Source organism: Rhizobium sp. ERR 1071, from assembly GCF_007828675.1.
Lineage (GTDB): Bacteria > Pseudomonadota > Alphaproteobacteria > Rhizobiales > Rhizobiaceae > Rhizobium > Rhizobium dioscoreae.
Genome location: NZ_VITM01000001.1, coordinates 856,811 through 878,321 on the forward strand (window position 1 = coordinate 856,811; position 21,511 = coordinate 878,321).

General features: G+C 59.8%; 23 protein-coding genes. 11 read left to right on the forward strand and 12 right to left on the reverse strand.

Features of this window, described 5'->3' with window-relative positions; all coding sequences use genetic code 11:
- Window positions 1-36: 36 nt before the first annotated feature.
- Complete coding sequence (gene nusB / locus FBZ99_RS04335; protein WP_047627120.1) at window positions 37-519, reverse strand: transcription antitermination factor NusB; 483 nt, start codon at window positions 517-519, stop codon at window positions 37-39.
- Window positions 520-522: 3 nt separating this feature from the next.
- The gene (locus tag FBZ99_RS04340; RefSeq protein WP_069616248.1) at window positions 523-978 is read right to left on the reverse strand and encodes a 6,7-dimethyl-8-ribityllumazine synthase; all 456 of its coding nucleotides are present in this window, start codon (window positions 976-978) and stop codon (window positions 523-525) included.
- 199 nt (window positions 979-1,177) lie between these two features.
- On the opposite strand from FBZ99_RS04340, the gene FBZ99_RS04345 reads away from it, so the two are divergent.
- From FBZ99_RS04345 to FBZ99_RS04355, 3 genes are read left to right on the forward strand one after another with little or no spacing between them, the layout of a single operon-like run.
- Window positions 1,178-1,687, forward strand: a complete 510-nt coding sequence (locus FBZ99_RS04345) for a cupin domain-containing protein (RefSeq protein ID WP_113329030.1) — start codon at window positions 1,178-1,180, stop codon at window positions 1,685-1,687.
- A 37-nt stretch (window positions 1,688-1,724) separates the two neighbouring features.
- The gene (locus FBZ99_RS04350; protein WP_145631622.1) at window positions 1,725-2,243 is read left to right on the forward strand and encodes a GNAT family N-acetyltransferase; all 519 of its coding nucleotides are present in this window, start codon (window positions 1,725-1,727) and stop codon (window positions 2,241-2,243) included.
- 20 nt (window positions 2,244-2,263) lie between these two features.
- The gene (locus tag FBZ99_RS04355) at window positions 2,264-2,746 is read left to right on the forward strand and encodes a GNAT family N-acetyltransferase (RefSeq protein WP_145631625.1); all 483 of its coding nucleotides are present in this window, start codon (window positions 2,264-2,266) and stop codon (window positions 2,744-2,746) included.
- A gap of 46 nt (window positions 2,747-2,792) precedes the next feature.
- On the opposite strand, the gene FBZ99_RS04360 is transcribed toward FBZ99_RS04355, so the two are convergent.
- From FBZ99_RS04360 to FBZ99_RS04390, 7 genes are all read right to left on the reverse strand, one after another.
- Complete coding sequence (locus tag FBZ99_RS04360; RefSeq protein ID WP_145631627.1) at window positions 2,793-3,413, reverse strand: riboflavin synthase; 621 nt, start codon at window positions 3,411-3,413, stop codon at window positions 2,793-2,795.
- The gene (ribD, locus tag FBZ99_RS04365; protein WP_145631629.1) at window positions 3,413-4,522 is read right to left on the reverse strand and encodes a bifunctional diaminohydroxyphosphoribosylaminopyrimidine deaminase/5-amino-6-(5-phosphoribosylamino)uracil reductase RibD; all 1,110 of its coding nucleotides are present in this window, start codon (window positions 4,520-4,522) and stop codon (window positions 3,413-3,415) included. Before ribD ends, FBZ99_RS04360 begins: the two co-directional genes overlap by 1 nt.
- Before the next feature lie 2 nt (window positions 4,523-4,524).
- Window positions 4,525-5,001: a transcriptional regulator NrdR gene (gene nrdR / locus FBZ99_RS04370; RefSeq protein WP_015339425.1), complete on the reverse strand. Its 477-nt coding sequence runs from the start codon at window positions 4,999-5,001 to the stop codon at window positions 4,525-4,527.
- A 9-nt stretch (window positions 5,002-5,010) separates the two neighbouring features.
- Window positions 5,011-6,309, reverse strand: coding sequence for a serine hydroxymethyltransferase (gene glyA, locus FBZ99_RS04375; RefSeq protein ID WP_113329135.1), 1,299 nt, complete (start codon window positions 6,307-6,309; stop codon window positions 5,011-5,013).
- Window positions 6,310-6,484: 175 nt separating this feature from the next.
- On the reverse strand, window positions 6,485-7,798 hold the full coding sequence (locus FBZ99_RS04380; protein ID WP_113329034.1) for a L,D-transpeptidase family protein: 1,314 nt from the start codon (window positions 7,796-7,798) through the stop codon (window positions 6,485-6,487).
- 513 nt (window positions 7,799-8,311) lie between these two features.
- On the reverse strand, window positions 8,312-8,827 hold the full coding sequence (gene ldtR / locus FBZ99_RS04385; RefSeq protein WP_069616333.1) for a transcriptional regulator LdtR: 516 nt from the start codon (window positions 8,825-8,827) through the stop codon (window positions 8,312-8,314).
- Window positions 8,828-8,960: 133 nt separating this feature from the next.
- Window positions 8,961-9,401 (reverse strand): DUF6163 family protein, encoded by a 441-nt coding sequence (locus tag FBZ99_RS04390; RefSeq protein WP_069616240.1) that lies wholly within the window; start codon window positions 9,399-9,401, stop codon window positions 8,961-8,963.
- A 143-nt stretch (window positions 9,402-9,544) separates the two neighbouring features.
- Between FBZ99_RS04390 and hemB the strand changes: the two genes are divergently transcribed.
- The 6 genes from hemB (at window position 9,545) to FBZ99_RS04420 (ending at window position 13,716) form a co-directional block, all read left to right on the forward strand.
- Window positions 9,545-10,558: a porphobilinogen synthase gene (gene hemB, locus FBZ99_RS04395; protein WP_145631631.1), complete on the forward strand. Its 1,014-nt coding sequence runs from the start codon at window positions 9,545-9,547 to the stop codon at window positions 10,556-10,558.
- Between the two features lie 180 nt (window positions 10,559-10,738).
- Entirely contained in the window at window positions 10,739-11,197 is a 459-nt protein-coding gene (locus tag FBZ99_RS04400; protein WP_075852219.1) for an RDD family protein, read from the forward strand.
- A 181-nt stretch (window positions 11,198-11,378) separates the two neighbouring features.
- The gene (locus FBZ99_RS04405; protein ID WP_113329037.1) at window positions 11,379-12,158 is read left to right on the forward strand and encodes an arginyltransferase; all 780 of its coding nucleotides are present in this window, start codon (window positions 11,379-11,381) and stop codon (window positions 12,156-12,158) included.
- A complete protein-coding gene (locus tag FBZ99_RS04410; protein WP_145631633.1) occupies window positions 12,159-13,055 on the forward strand; it encodes a DMT family transporter in 897 nt (298 codons plus the stop codon).
- Window positions 13,056-13,105: 50 nt separating this feature from the next.
- Entirely contained in the window at window positions 13,106-13,327 is a 222-nt protein-coding gene (locus tag FBZ99_RS04415) for an AbrB/MazE/SpoVT family DNA-binding domain-containing protein (RefSeq protein ID WP_113329039.1), read from the forward strand.
- The gene (locus FBZ99_RS04420) at window positions 13,324-13,716 is read left to right on the forward strand and encodes a type II toxin-antitoxin system death-on-curing family toxin (protein ID WP_113354706.1); all 393 of its coding nucleotides are present in this window, start codon (window positions 13,324-13,326) and stop codon (window positions 13,714-13,716) included. Before FBZ99_RS04415 ends, FBZ99_RS04420 begins: the two co-directional genes overlap by 4 nt.
- Before the next feature lie 103 nt (window positions 13,717-13,819).
- Here FBZ99_RS04420 and parC read toward each other — a convergent pair whose 3' ends face one another.
- Complete coding sequence (gene parC / locus FBZ99_RS04425) at window positions 13,820-16,078, reverse strand: DNA topoisomerase IV subunit A (protein ID WP_069616234.1); 2,259 nt, start codon at window positions 16,076-16,078, stop codon at window positions 13,820-13,822.
- Window positions 16,079-16,308: 230 nt separating this feature from the next.
- Here parC and FBZ99_RS04430 point away from each other — a divergent pair, with 230 nt between their 5' ends.
- On the forward strand, window positions 16,309-17,496 hold the full coding sequence (locus tag FBZ99_RS04430) for a hypothetical protein (RefSeq protein ID WP_145320490.1): 1,188 nt from the start codon (window positions 16,309-16,311) through the stop codon (window positions 17,494-17,496).
- 66 nt (window positions 17,497-17,562) lie between these two features.
- Here FBZ99_RS04430 and FBZ99_RS04435 read toward each other — a convergent pair whose 3' ends face one another.
- A complete protein-coding gene (locus tag FBZ99_RS04435) occupies window positions 17,563-18,219 on the reverse strand; it encodes a TetR/AcrR family transcriptional regulator (protein ID WP_173002488.1) in 657 nt (218 codons plus the stop codon).
- Between the two features lie 66 nt (window positions 18,220-18,285).
- Between FBZ99_RS04435 and FBZ99_RS04440 the strand changes: the two genes are divergently transcribed.
- Window positions 18,286-19,455 (forward strand): serine hydrolase domain-containing protein, encoded by a 1,170-nt coding sequence (locus tag FBZ99_RS04440; RefSeq protein ID WP_145631635.1) that lies wholly within the window; start codon window positions 18,286-18,288, stop codon window positions 19,453-19,455.
- A 74-nt stretch (window positions 19,456-19,529) separates the two neighbouring features.
- Here the strand turns inward: FBZ99_RS04440 and aspS are convergent, their stop codons facing one another.
- A complete protein-coding gene (aspS, locus tag FBZ99_RS04445) occupies window positions 19,530-21,320 on the reverse strand; it encodes an aspartate--tRNA ligase (RefSeq protein ID WP_113329044.1) in 1,791 nt (596 codons plus the stop codon).
- Window positions 21,321-21,511 lie beyond the last annotated feature (191 nt).

Here is a 21,511-nt window from a genome sequence, read left to right on the forward strand (position 1 = left end):
AATGCGTTACATCGCGATCTGAACGTCCGGCGAAGCCTATTTCTTCGCTTCGCCGCGAACCTGCTTGGCGATTCGGTCGAGCACGGCATTCACGAGCTTCGGCTCGTCCTCCTCGAAGAAGGCATGCGCAATCTCGACATACTCGGTGACGATGACCGGGACCGGCACGTCCTTGCGGTCGATAAGCTCGAAAGTGCCGGCGCGCAGGATAGCGCGCACGGTGCTGTCGAGACGCGACAGCGCCCAGTCATCCTGAAGCGCGGAACCAATCAGCGGATCGAGCCGGGTCTGCTCACGCACGACGCCCGACACGATGGAGCGGAACCAGGATGCGTCGGCCTTCAGATAGGTCTCGCCATCCAGCTCCTGCCCGAGACGGTGGGCCTCGTATTCAGCCACCACCTCCAGAACGCCGGTTCCGCCGATATCCATCTGATAGAGCGCCTGAACCGCCGCAAGACGTGCGGCACCCCGCTGGTTGGCGGGCTTGGCCGGTCGCTCGTTATCCTGATTGCTCATCTATTATGCACCCAACTTCTCTTTCAGCGCGATCATGGTCAGCGCCGCACGGGCAGCGAAACCGCCCTTGTCCTTGTCCGAACGGCGCGCACGCGCCCATGCCTGCTCATCGTTCTCGACGGTGAGGATACCATTGCCGATCGCAAGAGATTCGCTGACGGCCAGGTCCATCAGAGCCCGCGAGGATTCATTGGCGACGATATCGAAATGATAGGTCTCGCCGCGGATAACCATGCCGAGAGCCACATAGCCGTCATAAACCACATTACCATTGTCGCCGCCATCGAGCGCCATGGCAATTGCCGCAGGGATCTCCAGCGCGCCGGGGACGGTAACGACGTCATAGGTCGCGCCTGCCTCATCGAGAGCGGCCTTGGCGCCGTCGAGCAGGGCATCGGCCATATCGTCATAGAAGCGAGCTTCGACGATAAGGATATGAGCGTTGGAAGAGCTGGTCATACATCACCTGCAATTTGAGAGGGCGCGGCACCTTGTTAGGCCCGGGTCAAATCACGGCGAGCCTCGCTTGGCAAGTGTTTTTCAATGGCGCGGGCCTGATTCCGACCCTATTTGGAAATGATCGGCGCACCGCGGAAATTGTGGCTTTCGCACACGCAACCGCTTCGGTAATAATTTGCAACCTGCGAGGGGGAGGTTCATGACAGAGAAATCCACACCCGCCATCAATGTCGGCGAGCTTGAACTGGAACATTGGCAGCAAGGCAGCTTCTTTGCCGGCAGCGACACGTCCTTCGGAGCGAAGCTCGGGCTGAAGCAGCTCGGCATCAGCTACAACGAGGTGCCCCCGGGCAAATCCGGCTGTCCATTTCACAATCATCATGTCGAGGAGGAGATGTTCGTCATTCTCGACGGCGAAGGCGAATACCGCTTCGGCGACCGGCGTATCACGGTCAGCAAGGGCGATGTTCTTGGAGCTCCGGCCGGCGGCCCGGAAACGGCACATCAGCTGATCAACATCGGCCCCAGCGTGCTCACCTATCTCGCCATTTCAACGAAGGCGCGGACCGAGATCGTGGAATATCCCGATTCCGGCAAGTTCCTGGCCAAAACCTATAGCGGCGGCAAGACGGCGTTCCGCGCCATCGGCCGCGCCGCTGCCACCAACCTCGACTACTGGGACGGCGAGCCCGGCGCCTCGGACGACTGACCATCACCAAAAACATTTTCGGCAAAGACCTGACCCGATGACCCACATTCCAACATTGACGACTGACCGGCTTCTGCTGCGCGGCCATACGCTTGATGATTTCGATGAATTCCTCGAGCTCTGGAAGCACAAGGAGATTGTCCGCTTCATCGGCGGCGAGATGCCGACACGCGAGCAGGTTTGGGCCCGACTGTTACGCTATGCCGGCCTATGGCATCATCTCGGCTTCGGTTTCTTTGCCGTCGAGGAACGCCAAAGCGGCCGGTTGATCGGCGAAGTGGGATTCCTCGACCTGCATCGCGACATGACGCCGATGACGGAAGGCACGCTGGAGGCCGGTTGGGGCATTACGCCGCCGATGCAGGGCAAGGGCTATGCTACGGAAGCCATGAATGCGGCGATTGCCTGGGCGGACAGACCGTTCGCAGGCCGTCGCATGACCTGCATCGTGGATTTCGAGAACCTGCCGTCGATACGGGTTGCCGAAAAGATCGGCTTCCGCCGTATCGGCGAACTCGTGCTCAAGGACAGGTCCAACGTCCTATTCGAACGTTAGGCGTTGCGGGGAGAACTATCATGCCGGCTCTGCAGGACAGGTTTTCCGTCCGACCTTACGAACCGGATGACGCCGAAGCCACGATCAATATTTTCCTGAGAGCCATTCGCGAGGTGGCGTCCAAGGACTACAACCCGGCCCAGATCGCTGCCTGGGCGAAAGTCGATGATGCAGAAAAATGGGCACAATATCGAGCGAGCCGGCCGACCTGGCTTGCGATGGACGGTTCGAAACCCATCGGCTTTACCGATCTGAAATCGGATGGTTGCCTGGATATGATGTTCGTTTCGCCCGATTATCAGGGAAAAGGCGTCGCCAGCCTGTTGCTTGCAACCGTCGAAAATGCGGCCCGTGAACAGGGTCTTCAACGGATCTTCACGGAAGCGAGCCTGACGGCCCGCCCCTTCTTCGAACGCAAGGGCTTTGTCGTCGTGACCGCGCAACAGGTAGAAAAGCGCGGCCAGATCTTCTCGAACTTCCTGATGGAAAAAATGCTCGCGTAAGTCGCCGAGGCGCGGCCGGCGCCCTGCCGCAGCGAGCCTGTAACACTCAGTCCTCACGGACGACAGGGAATTCCGCCAGACGAGCGGCGTAGCGGGCCATGGTGTCGACTTCGAAATTGACGAAATCGCCAGCCTTGCGCTCGCCCCAGGTGGTGACCTCCAGGGAGTGGCGGATCAGGAGAACATCGAATTCCGTACCCTCGACGGCATTGACCGTGAGCGAGGTGCCATCAAGCGCGACCGAGCCCTTCGGCGCCACGAATCTTGCGAGATGCTCCGGCGCGCGCAGGCGGAAGCGGGTGGCCTCGCCTTCTGATGTCACCGATAGGATTTCCGCCTTGCCGTCGATATGGCCTGACACGATGTGGCCGCCAAGCTCGTCGCCGATCTTCAGGGAACGCTCGAGATTGATCTTAGCCCCGGGCTCCCAGCTGCCGATGGTCGTCAGGCGGAGAGCCTCTTCCCAAGCCTCGACCTCGAACCAGCGTCCATTGCTGCCCTCTTCCGGCAATCCGGTCACCGTCAGGCAGACGCCTGCGTGCGAGATGGATGCGCCCATGTCGATCGTCGCCGGATCGTAATTGGTGGCAACGCGCAGCTTGATGCCTTCCTGCATCGGGGAAATGGATTCGACCGTGCCGACGTCGGTGACAATTCCGGTAAACATCAAAAACCTCTCTCGTATTCGTCGCAGAGATCGTCGCCGAAGCGGCTCTCGCCGACATGCATAAAATTAGCTGGGATATTGGACTTGAGGACCGGCGATTCAATACCGCCCTCGCCGATATCGGCCGGCCCCCGGAACAGCAGAATGCGATCGACGAGCCCGGCGTCGAGAAAGCGCTGCGCCGTCCTGGCGCCACCTTCCACCAGCAGGGACGAGATGCCGCGCGTACCCAGCGCCTCCAGCAGCTCTCCCGGCTCGCTGGAATTGGATTGCAACACCTCGACGCCAGCAGCATCGAGCGCCGCGCGCCGTCCGAGGAACGCAGCATCGGTATGGTCATCGAAGGACGGCGGATGGCCGGCAACTGCGATCACCGGATACTGCCGGGCCGTCCGGACCAGCTTGCTGCCGAGGGGCAGCCGCAGTTCGCCATCGATGACGATACGGAGCGGCGAACGATCCTCCAGGCCGGGAAGCCGGCAAATCAACTCCGGATCATCTGATATCGCCGTGCCTATGCCGACGAGAATGGCGTCGCTTTCGGCGCGCAGCATCTGGACCTGCGCGCGCGCGATATCGCCGGTAATGCGCACCTGTCCCTCGCCCGACTTGCCGATCATGCCATCGGCGGAAACGGCAAGCTTGAGAGTCACATAGGGCCGGTTTCTCGTCTGGCGCATGAGATAGCCGGCGAGAGACCGCCTGCCTTCCGCCTCTAGAATGCCGGCGTCGACCTCGATGCCCGCATCGCGCAGCATGGCGATGCCACGCCCGGAAACGCGCTGGTCGGGATCAGTGACGCTGATGACGACGCGTGCCACGCCATAGGTAATCAGCGCCTCGGCGCAGGGCGGTGTCTTGCCGTAGTGAGAACAGGGTTCCAGCGTCACATAGGCGGTAGCGCCCCGCGCCGCCTCCCCCGCCTCGGCCAGAGCCTGAGGTTCGGCATGCGGCCGCCCGCCAAGCGCTGTCACAGCGCTGCCCAAGACTACGCCATCTTTGACGATGATGCAGCCGACGGACGGATTGGTGGAGGTCAGTCCCAGATGCCGGCGCGACAGGCGGATGGCCGCGGCCATGAAACGCTCGTCTTCAGGCCGCAACACCATGGTCAAGGGTCCAGCGGATCGCGGGCGATCTTGGCGTTGATCTCGTCGATCACGTGCTCGAAATCCTCCGCATGCGAAAAATCGCGGTAGACGGAGGCGTAGCGCACGAAGGCGACGTCATCGAGACTTTTCAACGCTTCCAGCACCTGCAGACCGATCTGCTCGGAGCTGATTTCGGTTTCGCCCGAGCTTTCGAGGCGGCGGACGATACCAGACACGGCACGCTCGATCCGGTCACGATCGACCGGACGCTTGCGTAGCGCGATCTCGAAGGAGCGCACCAGCTTGTCACGATCGAACGGCACCTTGCGGCCTGTCTTTTTGATAACCATGAGCTCGCGCAGCTGCACGCGCTCGAAGGTGGTGAAGCGGCCGCCGCAATCCGGACAAATGCGCCGACGGCGGATGGACGTATTGTCCTCCGCCGGGCGCGAGTCCTTGACCTGGGTATCTTCTGAGCCGCAGTAAGGGCAGCGCATGCGCTCTCCTTAGCCCATGTAGCCGTACATCGGGAAGCGGTCGGTGAGCTTGACCACCTTCTCACGCACGGCAGCCTCGACGGCAGCATTGCCTTCGTCGGAATTGGCAATCTTCAGGCCATCGAGCACTTCGATGATCAGATTGCCGATCTCGCGGAATTCGGCTTCCTTGAAGCCGCGCGTCGTGCCGGCCGGCGTGCCGAGGCGAACACCTGAGGTGACGAAGGGCTTTTCCGGGTCGAACGGAATGCCGTTCTTGTTGCAGGTGACGTAAGCGCGGCCGAGAGCTGCCTCGGCGCGCTTGCCGGTGGCATTCTTCTTGCGCAGATCAACCAGCATCAGGTGGTTGTCGGTGCCGCCAGAGACGACGTCGACGCCGCCGGAAATCAGCGTTTCAGCCAGAGCCTTGGCGTTCTTGACGATCTGGGCGGCATAGTCCTTGAAATCGGGTTGCAGCGCTTCGCCGAGGGCAACGGCCTTGGCGGCGATGACGTGCATCAGCGGGCCACCCTGGAGACCAGGGAAGACGGCCGAGTTGAACTTCTTCGCCAGATCCTCGTCATTGGTGAGGATCATGCCGCCGCGCGGGCCGCGGAGCGACTTGTGCGTGGTCGTGGTGGCAACATGGCAATGCGGGAACGGCGACGGATGCTGTCCGCCGGCGACGAGACCGGCAATGTGGGCCATGTCGACCATCAGATAGGCGCCGACGCTGTCGGCGATCTCGCGGAAGCGTTTCCAGTCCCATATACGGGAATAGGCTGTGCCGCCTGCAATGATGAGCTTCGGCTTGTGCTCTTCGGCCTTGCGCTGCACTTCATCCATGTCGAGCAGGTTATCGCCTTCGCGCACGCCGTAGGACACGACGTTGAACCACTTGCCGGACATGTTGACCGGCGAACCATGCGTCAGATGACCACCCGAATTCAGGTCGAGGCCCATAAAGGTATCGCCCGGCTGCAGAAGCGCGAGGAAGACGGCCTGGTTCATCTGCGAACCGGAGTTCGGCTGAACGTTGGCGAAGTTGACGCCGAACAGCTTCTTGGCGCGCTCGATGGCGAGTTCTTCGGCGATATCGACGAACTGGCAGCCGCCGTAGTAGCGCTTGCCCGGATATCCCTCGGCATATTTGTTGGTCATGATCGAGCCCTGCGCTTCCAGAACGGCGCGCGAGACGATGTTTTCCGAGGCGATCAGTTCGATTTCGTGCCGCTGGCGACCGAGTTCCTTGCCGATCGCGCCAAAGATTTCCGGATCGGTGTCGGCAAGCGAGCGATTGAAGAAGGGTTCGGTGGACGCGTTGGTCATCGTGAAAGCTCCTGAACGGGCCGGAACGGCAATGCAGACGGTATTAGCGCCCGGGTCGCCGGAGAGCAATACGACCAGCGACATTTGCTGGGCAAACTACGATAGCTGACACCGACACACGAAAAAGCCGCGTCCGAAAACGCGGCTTCGATAAGAATTGCAATTGGAATGCCGATTATTGAACCGGCTGCTCCATGCCCTCAGTCGTATTGAGCGCCAACTGGGAATTGCCGTCGAGATTATAGATGTCGTCACGGAACTGGACGATGCCGTCGCGGGCGCTCCAGGCCGAAATATAAACGAAATAGACAGGCACTTCGGTCGCCAGCTTGATCGGCGTGTTGACGCGGGTGGAAATGACCTGCTCGATGTGCTGACGCGGCCAGCCTGGCGTTTCAGCCAGCAGCCAGGTTGCGAGGTCGCGTACGTTCTGGACGCGCACGCAGCCCGAGCTGTCGAAACGCATTAGCTTGTTGAAGAGGCCCTGCTCGGGCGTATCGTGCATGTATTCGTTATTGGGATTATAGAAGTTGATCTTCGTGGATGCCATGGCATTCGTCTTGCCCGGGTCCTGACGGAACATCAGGTCCGGCGCCTTGTCCGAATTCCAGTCGATCGTCTCGGGGGCCACTTCCTGGCCCTTGCCGTCGAGAAGGCGAATGTTGTTCTTCGTCAGGTAGGTCGGGTCCTTGCGCATCAAGGGCACGATGTCCTTGACGACGATGGAGCGCGGCGCCGTCCAGTACGGGTTGAGGATGACCTCATAGATCTTCGAATTGATGATGTGCGTCGGCCGCGATTCACGGCCCACGATCGCCTGGTGGCGCAATGCCACTTGGCCATCCTCGACGGCTTCGACACGTGTCGCCGGGATGTTGACCATGACGTGACGACGGCCGAGGTCGGACGGGAACGTCTGGAGGCGAACAAGATTGGTGTTGAGCTGCTGCAGGCGAACATTGGCGGGGATGTTCATCGCCTTCAGCGTGAAATCGCCCAGGACGCCATCTGCCGGCAGTCCGTGACGGGCCTGGAAGCGCTTGACCGCACCGTCGACATAAGAGTCGAAGGCAGAGGAGATACCAGCCTCACGCGGCAGGTCGCCGGTGATCATCAAATGCTGGCGCAGCGACTGTACCGCCGGATCGGTCACACCGAGCTGCAGCGGCTGCTGGCTTGTCGGATTGATCTGCGGCCATCCGCCGTTGGCGGCAATACTCTGATATTGCGCGATCGCCTGCTGAATATTCGATACGGAATCTGGCCCGAGAATTGGCGTGTTCGACTGAACAGCAGCGGCGGTGCGCGCCGCAGCCTTGGCGTCGAACTGATCATCCCAATTGCCGCGAGAACGGTCGTTGATCAGCGCTTCCAGTGGGGTCGCGTTTTGCGCGAGAGCCGGAGCAGCCAGTGCAGCAGCGCCAAGAGTTGCAGCCGACCGCAGGAAAGCGCGGCGCGAAAAGGGTTCAATTCCGTTTTTCTTCGACATATCCTAACCGTTCAACGCTGCGATCCAATCATGCGCAGCCTAGAGAGGAAGCAGTAAATAGCGCAAGCTTGCGCCAAGTAACGTGGCTCAGTATCAATCCGTTCCCTTAATGCACCACCAAAAACTTGGCCACGAACTATCACAATATCGCGAAGCCAAGACCTTCAGGTCGGAAGATCGTATTTCGAGAACGCTGCCTGCAGTCGATTTCCGCTGTCATAGCAATATGGCCAATTCGTGTCTCACGGCATGAAACTTGCTTTGCCGCGCGAGTGCGAAAGAAAAGCCAAACTGCATTTGCTAAAATACCACAGCTGCGCGTGGTTCATAGCGTGTCCTGATCTTGCGTCAATGGCTTAGCCGCCCGGGACGTTACATGTGACGGAAGGTGAAGCGCGGACGTGGCAAAAAACGCACAACGGCCGAACCGTCAACGCGTTCAAGCCGGACACGCAGGGAACGTGTCCAGCTTGCTTTGACTGGAAGGCCCTGGGATCTGTCCCTGCCCGCTACTTACAGGCGATAGAGGATCTGATCGTTCCAGAAGCGGTCCAGACGCTGCAGGAGCTTGTTCATCTGGGTGAACTCGTCCGTGCCGATGCCGCCGACCTTGTCGATCGAGCCGATATGGCGCTCATAGAGCTTGGCGACGGTTTCGGCGATATCCTGGCCGGTTTCCGTCAGGCTGATGCGGACCGAGCGACGGTCGATGCGCGAGCGCTGATGGTTGATGAAGCCCAGGTCGACCAGCTTCTTGACGTTATAGGAAACGTTGGAGCCGAGGTAGAAACCGCGGGAGCGCAGTTCGCCGGCCGTCAGCTCGGAATTACCGATATTGAAAAGGAGAAGTGCCTGTACGGCGTTGACATCGTCGCGACCCTGGCGGTCGAACTCGTCCTTGATAACATCAAGCAGGCGGCGGTGCAGACGCTCGACCAGGTGAAGGGATTCCATGTAGAGGGCCCGGATGTCATCAACCTGCTGATCCCGAGCGTTTGCAACTGCCTGCGGCTTGATTTTCGTGTTCATCATGACTTGGCCTCACTCTGTTTTGTTTGGCGGTGTCGTTTTCTTCCCGCCTTGAGTGAGACCCTATCGAATACACATAAAATTCTACTTAAACTGCAGGCTTAACAGCACCTTACCAGGAAGTGTTGCTGTCTCAGGGTAAATCAACCATTACCTGCTGCCGACGACGCCGGCGTTTCTCCTGCCACAGCAGGACGCGGAAAGCGCAATAAATCACCGCGACACAGGCATGCAAGATCATGATCAGCGGATTGGATCCGAATATCTCCGGCCAGACGCCATACATCAGCCCCTGCCCGCCTGCAGCCAGCACCCACATGACCGGCCCCCAGGAAACTGTAAGCCATAATCCAAGGGCTGCGACCGGAAAAACCACGGCAAGCCCGGCACCCGCGACCTTCCATGGCAGCGCCAGCAGATCGAAGCGGGCATGACCATCCAGCGAGTAGCCGACCAGCATCGCCCAATATTGCAGGCCAAGCCAGAAGCAGGCGATTGCGATCAGCCGCAGGAACAGCACGAACAGGATGTCCGTCAGCGTATTCTTGGGTACGGTCGAAGAATCAGGTTCCATGCGCGAACAATACGTAGGAGGCACGTGCCTCGCCAGAATATAATGGCTGCGGCCTTTCGCCTTGTTTTGAATCCTGGGGACGGCGTGATAGGTACGCGCCCCATAGAGAATGCCATAAATAGACGAAGAAGGATGGCGGCATCATGGAGAACAAGACGCATCTCGTTGACGAGATCACCGGTCATCGGCGCATGCGGCGCAACCGCAAGGCCGATTGGACGCGCCGTCTCGTGCAGGAAAACCGGCTGACGGTCGACGATCTGATCTGGCCGATCTTCGTGATCCCAGGCACCGGCATCGTCGAGCCCATCCCGGCCATGCCCGGCGTCAACCGCATGACCGTGGACAAAGCTGTGGAAGCGGCCAAGGAGGCAGCCGATCTCGGCATTCCCGCGCTCGCGACATTCCCCAACATCGAGATGGAACTGCGCGACGAGACCGGCTCCAACAGTCTCGAGAAGAATAATCTCATCAATCTCGCCACGGCCGCAATCAAGAAGGCCGTGCCGAACATTGGCGTCATCACAGACGTCGCGCTCGACCCTTTCACCAGCCACGGGCATGACGGCATCCTTCGCGGCAACGAGATCGTCAATGACGAGACGGTCGAACAGGTGGCGCGTGCCGCAGTCTACCAAGCGGATGCCGGAGCAGACATCATCGCGCCTTCGGAAATGATGGATGGCCGCATCGGCGTGATCCGCCAGGCACTCGATGCAGCCGGCCACCAGAGCGTCGGCATCATGAGCTATGCGACGAAATTCAGCTCTGCCTTCTACGGCCCCTACCGCGAGGCGATCTCGACCGGTGGCCTGCTGAAGGGCGACAAGAAGACCTATTATATCGACCCCGCCAACGGCACCGAGGCCGTGCGCGACGCGACGCTCGACGTCGAGGAAGGCGCCGACATGCTGATGGTCAAGCCCGGCCTACCCTATCTCGACATCTGCTGGCGGCTGAAGGAAGCCTTCGGCCTTCCGACCTTCGCCTATCAGGTCTCGGGCGAATACGCTATGATCAAGGCTGCCGCGACCAACGGCTGGATCGACGGCGAGAAGGTAATGCTCGAAACCCTGCTCGCCTTCAAGCGCGCCGGCTGCGATGGCATCCTCACCTATTTCGCTGTCGAGGTGGCGAGACATCTGGCGAAGAAATAACGTCACGCCGCTCTCTTATTGTATTTGCTGAAGCCGATACCATATGTTCGGCAAATGTTTCCTCGCCGCGACTTTTGCGTGCCCTACCGGTCGCACAAAAGTCGCAGAGGGATCTTTAACTGGCATTGGCCCCTTGCGGATCTGAAGAATTGACGGGGGCTAGTGCGAAGGAGCAAAACGATGAGCCTGAACCCAAGCCCGCTCTATGCAGCACCGGATGACTGGCGCGCCTATAGTGGCGTGCTGAGCCGGCGCATCTTCGCCTTCATCGTTGACTACATCATCGTCGCGCTGCTGTGCATTCCCGCGGCCGTACTGCTGTTCTTCGTTTCAATCCTGACACTGGGGCTCGGCTTCTTCCTTTATCCGGTGCTGTTCGTTCTCGTTGCCGGCCTCTACTTCGGGTGGACGCTTGGCGGCCCCTATCAGGCGTCGCTCGGCATGCGCGCCATGGGCCTCACCATGGTTCGAGTCGACGGCCGGCGCATGGATTTCCTGACCGCGATCGTCCATCTGGCCCTGTTCTGGATCCTGAACTCCGTCCTGACGCCGCTTATCCTGCTGGTAGGTCTCTTCACCGACCGCAGCCGGCTTGTGCATGACCTACTGCTCGGCACGGTCATCGCCCGGACGGCCTAAAACAACGCATAAGCATAGGGCACCCCACGATTTCCCACGGGCCATGGCGCGCGCGGGAGATATTTCTGTGCATGGTCAATTAGGAAACTTCGATCTTTAGCGAAGGACGTAGTTGACGTTTTCTAAACTTGGGCCATGCTTGTAGAAAACGGGTGCCGAGAGAAAGGTCAATCAACGGCAGATGAACACGCAGTCGACGCCATCTCCGCAGTTTTATCTGACGGCACCGGCTTCCTGCCCGTACCTGCCGCACGAAATGGAACGCAAGGTCTTTACGCACCTTGTTGGTCCGCGCGCCGCCGAGATGAACGATATTCTGACCCAGGGCGGCTTCAGGCGCTCGCAGAACATCGCCTATCGTCCCGCCTGCGAATCCTGCAGGGCCTGCATATCGGTACGCATCCTCGCCCAGGAATTCGAGCCCACCCGATCGATGAAACGGGTACTGACCGCCAACAACGACATCATCGCCACCGAATTTCCGGCGCAGCCCTCCAGCGAGCAATATTCGCTCTTCCGTCGCTATCTCGATTATCGTCATCAGCAAGGCGGCATGTCCGACATGACCGTCCTCGATTATGCGATCATGGTCGAGGACACACATGTGAACACGCGCATCATCGAATATCGCCGCCGCGAAGAGGGTTCGGGGCTGGAACAGCGCCCGAAGGGCGAACTGCTGGCCGCCGCCCTGACCGACGTCATGAGCGACGGGCTGTCCATGGTCTATTCCTATTTCAATCCCGATCTCGATGCGCGGTCGCTCGGCACGTTCATGATTCTGGACCACATCAAGCGGACGAAGGCCCTGGGGCTGCCGCACGTCTATCTCGGCTATTGGGTCAAGGGCTCGCGCAAGATGGACTACAAGACGCGCTTCCAGCCTCAGGAGCATCTCACCCCACGCGGATGGGAGCGCTTCGATCCGGCCGCCGACGGCGACAAAGAAATCGTCCGCTGAATGTTCTCCCAGCTTTCGGACCACAAGAAGGGCCTGCTGCTGACGACGCTCGGCGGCCTGGCGCTGTCGATGGATATTCCCTTGATCCGGCTTTCCAGCGGCGAAGTCTGGTCGGTGCTGTCGGCACGCAGCCTTGCGACCATCGTCGTGGCACTCGCAGCTCTTTTCGTCATCCGCCGGGTCACAGGCTCGTTGCAAGGCGTACTGCCGGGCTGGCTTGGAATTCCCGTTGGCTTCTTCTACGGGCTGACCACCATCACCTTCCTGCTTGCCGTCTATTATACGAAGGCGGCGAATGTGGTCTTCATCATCGCGCTCAACCCAATGTTCACCGCGCTGCTGTCTTGGATTTTCCTGAAAGAGCGACCTGCCGTGTCCACCTTCATCACCATGGCAGTGATGATCCTCGGTGTTGGCCTGATCGTCGGCGACGGCATGGAGGCTGGGCACCTGCTTGGCGATGCCCTTTCGGTGATCGCATCGCTTTCCATCGCCTGTGCGATCACGATTAGCCGCGCCTCGGGGCGGGATATGGGCTTTGCTTCCTTGCTGGCAGCGATCATCCCAGCCGCCGTCGGCCTCTATCACGTGGCTCCCTCCGGCTTTTCCATCGCCCATCCCGGCTGGATCCTTTTTGACGGCGCCGTACTGATGCCGCTTTCCTTCTGGTGCCTTGCGACGGGCACACGCTTTCTCTCAGCGCCGGAAGTGGCGATGTTCTATCTGCTCGAAACGATCCTCGCGCCGATCTGGGTCTGGATGATCTTCTCGGAGGCGCCGACCACCATGACACTGGCCGGCGGCGCGATATTGATCCTGGCGCTGGCCGCACACTCGCTCTGGCAGGCGCGGGTCAAGGCTAGAGCAGCGATCACCGCGCAAAGCCTTGCGCATTGAAACAACAGTCGGCCAATGTTATAACTGAGTTATTACATTGGAGTTGAGACATGAATGTCACCATCCGCAAAATCGGCAATTCCGAAGGCGTGATTATTCCGAAGGAAGTCCTTCACAGACTCGGCTTGAAGAACGGCGATGCATTGGAAATACGCGAAGTAAACGGCAACATCGAGTTGGTGCCGGAGCGTGCCGATCTCGCCGAGCAACTGCGGGCTGCGCGGCTTGGCATGCAAAAATATCGCGCTGCTCTGCGTGAACTTGCAAAATGATCGAATACAAATGGCTCTCCCGCGAAGCCATCGAGATCATGCACGAGGAACAACTCGCCGAGCATGGTGGCTTATTGGGTTTAAAGGATGAAAATGCTTTGGAAGCGGCGTTGGCTCGTCCGCTCAACAAAGCTGTCTATGGCGAAAATGACCTATTCGCTTTGGCCGCCGCCTATCTTTACGGTCCGTTACGGAACCATCCTTTTTCCGACGGGAACAAAAGAACTGGTTACCTGGCGGCGTTCACATTTCTCTACATCCATGGCTATCTGATTGAAGCCGACGATGGGATGATCGTGACGTTTGTATTGGGTGTCGCGGCCGGGGAAATCGATGAAATAGGTGCGACTCAATTCCTGAAAGATTTCAGCGTTCCGCTGGCCGGGTGACGGGCTGCCGTATCCGTTATCCCCGGCCCTTCGCTAGCGCTCAGGGCGTTCGTCGCTGTAATCGACCCATGGGTCGATTGCTCGGACTTTGCCTGACCGCTCCTCACCCCGAAAACCTGCCGCTTCTGGGGAAGCCCTTCGGGACGGCACGGCCGGCGCCGGCGCGGTCGCCCAACCATTCCACCAACTCATCCTTGCTCTTGGTGAAGGTGCGGCCGGCGCTGTCTTCCCAGGTCAGGCCATCTGCGATCGCGAAGCATCTGATATCGGCGATGCCGCCATCCTTGTAGCGCTGCAGGCGCACGCCCTTGCCGCGCGACATTTCCGGCACCTGCGAAAGCGGGAAGATCACCATCTTGCGGTTCTCGCCAACCACGGCGACATGGTCGCCCGAAACCGGAACCAGAAGCTTGGTCTCGTCGGGATAAGAGACGTTCATGATCTGCTTGCCCTTGCGGGTGTTTGCGACCAGTTCCGCCTCGGCAACGATGAAGCCGTTACCTGCCGTCGATGCGATTATCTGCTTGCGCTGCGGATCATGGACGAAGGCGGTCAGCACATCCTGATCGTTTTCCATGTCGATCATGATGCGCAGCGGCTCGCCATGGCCGCGGCCGCCCGGCAGCTTGTCGCCTCCGAGCGTATAGGCCTTGCCGCCGGTCGTAATGATGAGGATCTTGTCCGTGGTCTGCGCCGGGAACGCAACCTTGAGACCGTCACCCTCCTTGAAGGTCAGCGACGAGGTATCGGAAATGTGGCCCTTGAGAGCACGAATCCAGCCCTTTTCCGAAACGACGACGGTAATCGGCTCCTTCTCGATCATCGCCTGCTGGATGGCCGCATCATCGGCTTCGGGCGCTTCGGCAAACTGCGTGCGGCGCCGACCAATGTCAGTGGCCTTGGCGAATTTCTTCTTCACCTCGCCGATTTCCCAGGCAACCGTCTGCCACTGCTTCTCGTCCGAAGCGAGCAATGCCTCGATGTCGGCTTTCTCCTTCGTCAGGCCGTCGAACTCCTTGCGGATTTCGAACTCCTCCAGCTTGCGCAAGGAGCGCAGCCGCATGTTGAGGATCGCCTCGACCTGATTGTCCGTGAGGCCGAAACGCTCCATCATCACAGGCTTCGGCTCATCCTCCTCGCGGATGATGGCGATGACCTCGTCGATATTGAGATAAGCGACCAGCAAGCCGCCGAGAATTTCGAGGCGCTTTTCGATGGCCGCCAGACGGAAGCGCGAACGGCGCAGCAGGACTTCCCGGCGGTGATCCAGCCATTCCTTCAGCACTTCGTTCAGCGCCATGACCTTGGGAATGCGGCCCATGGACAGAACGTTCATGTTGAGCGGGAACCGGCTCTCAAGCTCGGTGAGCTTGAACATCGACTCCATCAGGATCGTCGCGTCGACTGTGCGGCTCTTCGGCACGAGAACGACGCGGATATCTTCGGCGGATTCGTCACGGATGTCCTCGAGCAGCGGCAGCTTGCGCGCCAGAAGCAGTTCGGCGATCTTTTCGATCAGCCGCGACTTCTGCACCTGGAACGGAATTTCCGTGATGACAATCTGGTAGCCGCCGCGACCGAGATCCTCGATCTCCCACTTGGACCGGACACGGAAACCGCCGCGGCCGGTCTTATAACTTTCTATGATGCTCTGCCGATCATCGATAATGATGCCGCCGGTCGGAAAGTCGGGACCTGGAATATACAGTTCCACCAGCTTCTCGACCGTCGCATCGCGATCCTTGATCAGATGCAGGGCGGCGTCGCAAAGCTCGTGAGCATTGTGCGGCGGGATAGAGGTCGCCATGCCGACGGCAATGCCAGAAGAGCCGTTGGCGAGCAGATTGGGAAAAGCCCCAGGCAGAACGATCGGCTCGGAATTCGACTCGTCATAGGTGTCACGGAAATCCACTGCATCCTGGTCGATACCCTCGAGCAGCAGCTCGGAAACCGCCGTCATCTTGGATTCGGTGTAGCGCATCGCGGCCGGGCTATCGCCGTCGATATTGCCGAAATTGCCCTGGCCGTTGACCAGCGTGTAGCGCTGCGAGAAATCCTGCGCCAGGCGCGCCAGCGCATCGTAGATCGATTGGTCGCCATGCGGGTGATAGTTACCCATCACCTCGCCGACAATCTTGGCGCATTTGCGGAAGGCAGCGTTCGGGCGGAGCCCCATCTCGCTCATCGCATAGACGATACGGCGATGCACCGGCTTCAGCCCGTCGCGGACGTCCGGAAGCGCGCGTTGCGTAATCGTCGACAAGGCATAGGCCAGGTAACGCTCTTCGAGCGCGGCCTTCAGATCGACCGGAAGGATGTTGTCGTCGCCGTCACCGGGCGGCGGTGTCAGATTTTTTCCCATGGCCCTTGACTATAAGAGATGACGATTCACAGCAAGAAATCAGCCGAAAGCACCTGTGGATGAAGGCGTTTCAGGCACATTGCAGGGTGGCTATCGATACATTTTTGCTGCACTCGCACTCTACATTCATTGTCGTTGGATTTTCACAGAAAGATCAATATAAGTCAGCGCAGTACACGCTCAATCTGTACGTCCCCGCCAATACCACCGGCTCAACGAGGAACGCCATCATGACTTTCTATCGGACCACGCGGCTGATGCTGTGCAGTGCCGCCACCCTGTCTTTCGCCAGCTCCGCCTTTGCGCTCGACGGCAACGATCTGCTGAAGAAGATCAACGACGTCTATAGCCAGCAGGGCGGTTCGATTGCCGCTAGCAGCATCGATGTCGACGGCAGCACAGTGACGCTGAAGGGTGCAAGCGTCAAGGCGGCCGGCATGGAAGACAGCATTCCGCTGGGCGATATCACCCTTGATGGCGTCGAGGAAAACAATGGCGGCTACACGATCGAAGAAATCGATTTTGCGGATGTCGATTTCAAAAAGGACGGTGCCTCCGTTTCCGCCACCGATCTCAAGCTGAGCGGCGTAGAGATCCCGGCCGACGCAAGCAAGGGCGACCTGAGCTCGCTGCTCTACTACAAGAGCGCTCATGCCGGCGCCGTGTCCGTAACGAAGGACGATACCGAGGTGTTCTCGATCGAGGGCGCCGACGCCAACATGAAGAGGCGTGACGACAAGTCGGGCCTCGACTTCGACGCCAAGATCAACGGCATCAAGGCCGATCTCAGCAAGGTCGACGATGCGAAGACAAAGGAAGCGATCGATGCGCTGAAGCTGCAGCAGATCGACGGTACCGTCTCCATGAAGGGCAGCTGGGAAATCGGCCCCGGCACGATCGACATCAGCGAATACTCCTTTGACTTCAGGGACATCGGCAAGCTGAACCTCGCCTTCAGCATTTCCGGCTATACGCCCGCCTTCGCCAAGTCGATGCAGGATGCGCTGAAGACGGTTCGCGCCAATCCGAACCAGCAGGAAGCGCAGCAGTCCGCCGGCCTCGCCATGCTCGGCCTGCTGCAGCAGCTCACCTTCAACAGCGCCCAGATCCGCTTCGACGACGCGTCGATTACGGCACGCGCGCTCGACTTCGCCGGCAAGCAGCAGGGCGTTACCGGCAAGCAGCTCGCCGACACGCTGAAGGCAATGACGCCGATCATGATGGCGCAGCTCAACGTTCCGGAGCTCCAGAATGCCGTCTCCGCAGCGGTCAGCGCCTATCTCGACAATCCGAAGAGCCTGACGGTCACGGCTGCTCCCGGCAAGCCGGTGCCTGTGCCGATGATCATCGGCGCTGCCATGGGCGCGCCGACGACGATCCCGCAGGTCATCGGCCTCAAGGTTTCCTCGAACGACTAATCGGTCATTTCCAAAACCATTCCGGAACCCGGCGATCTCGGTCGCCGGGTTTTTCTTTGCCTCGGCTCAGGCTTCCTGCCGCACTTGATAGGTTTTCAGTTCGTTGAGCGCATGAGACAAGAGGGCGAGCAATTCGTCCGTGGTTGCGCCGTCGCGGGCCTGAACGGACATGCCCTGCACGATCGCGCCCAGAAAACGCGCCAGCGACCGAGCGTCCGCGTCCGGCCGCATATCCCCCTCCGCAATCCCGCGCTCGATGCGGGCGGTGAAGATATCCAGCGTCTGCAGACGCATCGATGCGACATGATGGGCGATCGGCTCGTTCTCCTCTGCGCAATTCAGCACCGCGGTGGATATCATGCAGCCTTTCGGGTGTTCCGGCGCCGTGAAGATCTTGGCGGAGTTCGTCAGAAAGCGCTCGAAGGCAGTCACGGTATTCACCTTGTCCTGGAAGGGATTGCCGGGTTCCGGACGGGGCATGCGCCGATATTGATCCAGCGTCTCGCGATAGAGCTCGGCCTTCGAACCGAAGGCGGCATAAAGGCTTTGCGGCGTAATGCCCATGGCGGCCGTCAGGTCGGCAATGGAGGAACCGTCGTAGCCGTGCTTCCAGAAAGTATCTCGCGCGGCGGCAAGAACCGTTTCCCGATCGAAAGCGGGCGGCCGCCCACGCTTGCGTGGCGAAGAATTTTCCTTCTCTTCAATATTTTTCACAATGGTCACTCTAGAATTATTTCCCGACTTGGTTTATTCAGGAATGGTCATTGTGATTATATAAGGTTTTTCCCCATGAGTCTTCCACTGGAAAATTCCGTTCCTCTCACCGACGGCAGCCTCGCTGAAGGCGTCGATGCTGCAATCGATTCCGCGCTGGCCGACAAAAGGCTGGTCGGGACCGTCGTTCTGATCGCTCAGGACGGAGAATTGGTCTACACCCGCGCCGCCGGTCTGGCGGATCGCGAAAACAAAGTCGCAATGCGGGAAGACGCTATTTTCCGCCTTGCTTCCGTCACCAAACCGATCGTCACCATTGCCGCCATGCGGCTCGTCGAACAGGGCCGCATCGGTCTCGACGATCCGATCACCAAATGGCTCCCGGATTTCCGGCCGCGTCTGCCCGATGGCGGCGAAGCCGTTATCCGTATTCGACATCTTCTCACCCATACCTCCGGGTTGGGTTACACATTCGCCGAGGCGCAAGACGGCCCCTATCACACGGCTGGCGTATCCGACGGGCTGGACACACCGGGTCGTTCGCTGGCAGACAATCTCCAGCGCCTCGCCAGCGCACCCCTTCTCTTTGCACCTGGTGAAAGTTGGCAGTATTCGCTGGCGATGGATGTCCTTGGCGGCATCATCGAGAAGGAAACCGGCGGCCCGCTCGGTGATGCGGTTGCCGATCTTGTCATGAAGCCGCTCGGCCTTTCCGACACGGGCTTCTACGTGCGCGACCGTAGCCGCCTGGCAGACGCCTATGTGAATGATGCTCCCGAGCCGCAACGGATGGGGGAAGAGGCTCTCGTCCCGATTTTCGACGGCACGATCCGCTTTTCACCCGACAGGATATTCGACCCCGCTTCCTACCACTCCGGTGGCGCCGGCATGGCCGGAACGGCAAGCGATATCCTTGCCATTCTGGACACGATCAGAAAGGGCGGAGCTCCGCTGCTGTCGGTCGATACGGTGAAGGCCATGATGACAGATCAGGCAGGTGGTCACATGCAGGCCCAGCAGGCCGGCTTCGGTTTCGGCTACGGCTGGTCCGTCGTCCTCGATCCCGTCGTCGCTCAGGTCCCCTTCTCGGCTGGCACGATCAAATGGGGCGGTGTCTATGGGCACAGCTGGTTCGTCGATGCCCAAAAGGGCCTGACGGTGGTCGCGCTGACGAATACAGCGCTCGAAGGCATGTGGGGGCAATTCACGATCGACCTGGCGAAAGCGGTCTATGCCGCAATCTAACTGATATCAGCAGACAAGCAAAAACCCGGCGATTGCGGTCGCCGGGTTTTGTATTTTGTCAAACTTTGGAGAACTTAGTCCTTCTTGACCGGCGGCACCGGGCGGATCGCCAGTTCGCGCAGCTGCGTCGGCGTTGCGGCCGAAGGAGCGCCCATCAGCAGATCCTGCGCCTGCTGGTTCATCGGGAAGAGCGAGATCTCGCGCAGGTTCTTGGCACCGACCAGCAGCATGACGATACGGTCGATACCGAAGGCAGCACCACCATGCGGAGGCGCGCCATACTGGAAGGCGCGATAAAGACCGCCGAAGCGCTCTTCGACGTCCGTCTGGCTAAGGCCGACCTTTTCGAAGGCGGCGACCATGGTTTCCGGCGACTGGTTACGGATTGAGCCCGAAGCGATTTCGAAGCCGTTGCAAACGGCGTCGTACTGGAACGCCTTGATCGTCAGGGGATCCTGGTTCTGCAGCGCCTCGAGACCACCCTGCGGCATCGAGAACGGGTTGTGCGCGAAGTCGATCTTCTTTTCTTCCTCGCTCCATTCGAAGAACGGGAAGTCGACGATCCAGCACAGCTCGAAGCGATCGCGATCGATCAGGTTCAGTTCGTCGGCGGCACGGTTACGGGCTTCACCGGCAAACTTGTAGAACTTGGATGGATCGCCGGCGACGAAGAAGCAGGCATCGCCATCATCGAGGCCGAGCTGGGTACGGATCGCATCCGTGCGCTCTTCGCCGATGTTCTTGGCGAGCGGGCCGGCACCTTCGAGCTTTTCGCCTTCCTTGCGCCAGAAGATATAGCCGAGGCCCGGCTGGCCCTGGCTCTGTGCCCAGGCGTTCATGCGGTCGCAGAATGCGCGCGAACCGCCGGTCTTGGCCGGGATGGCCCAGACTTCGACCTTCGGGTTGGAAGCGATCATGTTGGCGAAGACCTTGAAGCCGGAGCCGGCAAAATGCTCGGTAACGGCTTCCATGACGATCGGGTTACGCAGGTCCGGCTTGTCGGAGCCATACTTGCGGATGGCGACGTCATAGGGGATGCGCGGCCATTCCTTGGTGACCGGCTTACCGTCTGCAAACTCTTCGAAGACCTGGGTCATCAGCGGACCCATGGTGTTCCAGACGTCTTCCTGCGTTACGAAGCTCATTTCGAGATCGAGCTGATAGAATTCGCCAGGCAGACGGTCGGCACGCGGGTCTTCATCGCGGAAGCACGGCGCGATCTGGAAGTAGCGGTCGAAACCGGCAACCATCAGCAGCTGCTTATACTGCTGCGGCGCCTGCGGCAGCGCGTAGAAGGTGCCAGGATGGATACGGCTCGGTACGAGAAAGTCGCGCGCGCCTTCCGGCGACGATGCCGTCAGGATCGGGGTCGTATATTCGGTAAAGCCCACTTCGCCCATGTGGCGGCGCATGGAGGAGATGATCTGCGTGCGCTTGACGATGTTCTTGTGCAGCGTTTCGCGGCGCAGATCGAGGAAGCGATACTTCAGGCGCACGTCTTCCGGATAGTCCGGCTCGCCGAAAACAGGCAACGGCAGCTCCTTGGCGGCGGAGAGCACTTCGATCTCCTGAGCATAAAGCTCGATCTCGCCGGTCGGCATGTTCTTGTTGACGGTGTCTTCCGTACGGGCCTTGACCAGGCCGTCGATGCGGATGACCCACTCGCCACGAACGGTTTCGGCGAGCTTGAATGCCGGAGAATCAGGGTCGGCAACGACCTGGGTGATGCCGTAGTGATCGCGCAGGTCGATGAACAGCACGCCGCCATGATCTCGGACGCGATGAACCCAGCCGGCAATACGAACGGTCGAACCGACGTCGGACTTGCGCAGGGCGGCGCATGTGTGGCTGCGATAGCGATGCATAGTATATATCCTGGGCTTGGCGGGCGGTGGCGCAAGGACATGCAAACCCCTCGCCCGCCGACGAGAAAATCGGGCGGAAAAGCGCATGGTGCGCCTGATTTGTCAAGGCTCGAACGCATGGCTTGTCTCGCCCCCGGCGGGCGAGAAAGCAAAAACTTAGACTTAGATGAGGGCTCGCCCCTCTTCTAAGT

Coding starts and splice junctions, on each gene's coding strand:
- hemB (WP_145631631.1), top strand. CDS start 9,545: ATGGAGAACAAGACGCATCTCGTTGACGAGATCACCGGTCATCGGCGC.
- nusB (WP_047627120.1), bottom strand. CDS start 519: ATGAGCAATCAGGATAACGAGCGACCGGCCAAGCCCGCCAACCAGCGG.
- ldtR (WP_069616333.1), bottom strand. CDS start 8,827: ATGAACACGAAAATCAAGCCGCAGGCAGTTGCAAACGCTCGGGATCAG.
- FBZ99_RS04400 (WP_075852219.1), top strand. CDS start 10,739: ATGAGCCTGAACCCAAGCCCGCTCTATGCAGCACCGGATGACTGGCGC.
- FBZ99_RS04355 (WP_145631625.1), top strand. CDS start 2,264: ATGCCGGCTCTGCAGGACAGGTTTTCCGTCCGACCTTACGAACCGGAT.
- FBZ99_RS04340 (WP_069616248.1), bottom strand. CDS start 978: ATGACCAGCTCTTCCAACGCTCATATCCTTATCGTCGAAGCTCGCTTC.
- ribD (WP_145631629.1), bottom strand. CDS start 4,522: ATGGTGTTGCGGCCTGAAGACGAGCGTTTCATGGCCGCGGCCATCCGC.
- FBZ99_RS04390 (WP_069616240.1), bottom strand. CDS start 9,401: ATGGAACCTGATTCTTCGACCGTACCCAAGAATACGCTGACGGACATC.
- FBZ99_RS04345 (WP_113329030.1), top strand. CDS start 1,178: ATGACAGAGAAATCCACACCCGCCATCAATGTCGGCGAGCTTGAACTG.
- FBZ99_RS04430 (WP_145320490.1), top strand. CDS start 16,309: ATGACTTTCTATCGGACCACGCGGCTGATGCTGTGCAGTGCCGCCACC.
- FBZ99_RS04380 (WP_113329034.1), bottom strand. CDS start 7,798: ATGTCGAAGAAAAACGGAATTGAACCCTTTTCGCGCCGCGCTTTCCTG.
- parC (WP_069616234.1), bottom strand. CDS start 16,078: ATGGGAAAAAATCTGACACCGCCGCCCGGTGACGGCGACGACAACATC.
- nrdR (WP_015339425.1), bottom strand. CDS start 5,001: ATGCGCTGCCCTTACTGCGGCTCAGAAGATACCCAGGTCAAGGACTCG.
- FBZ99_RS04360 (WP_145631627.1), bottom strand. CDS start 3,413: ATGTTTACCGGAATTGTCACCGACGTCGGCACGGTCGAATCCATTTCC.
- FBZ99_RS04415 (WP_113329039.1), top strand. CDS start 13,106: ATGAATGTCACCATCCGCAAAATCGGCAATTCCGAAGGCGTGATTATT.
- FBZ99_RS04405 (WP_113329037.1), top strand. CDS start 11,379: ATGAACACGCAGTCGACGCCATCTCCGCAGTTTTATCTGACGGCACCG.
- FBZ99_RS04350 (WP_145631622.1), top strand. CDS start 1,725: ATGACCCACATTCCAACATTGACGACTGACCGGCTTCTGCTGCGCGGC.
- glyA (WP_113329135.1), bottom strand. CDS start 6,309: ATGACCAACGCGTCCACCGAACCCTTCTTCAATCGCTCGCTTGCCGAC.
- aspS (WP_113329044.1), bottom strand. CDS start 21,320: ATGCATCGCTATCGCAGCCACACATGCGCCGCCCTGCGCAAGTCCGAC.
- FBZ99_RS04440 (WP_145631635.1), top strand. CDS start 18,286: ATGAGTCTTCCACTGGAAAATTCCGTTCCTCTCACCGACGGCAGCCTC.
- FBZ99_RS04420 (WP_113354706.1), top strand. CDS start 13,324: ATGATCGAATACAAATGGCTCTCCCGCGAAGCCATCGAGATCATGCAC.
- FBZ99_RS04410 (WP_145631633.1), top strand. CDS start 12,159: ATGTTCTCCCAGCTTTCGGACCACAAGAAGGGCCTGCTGCTGACGACG.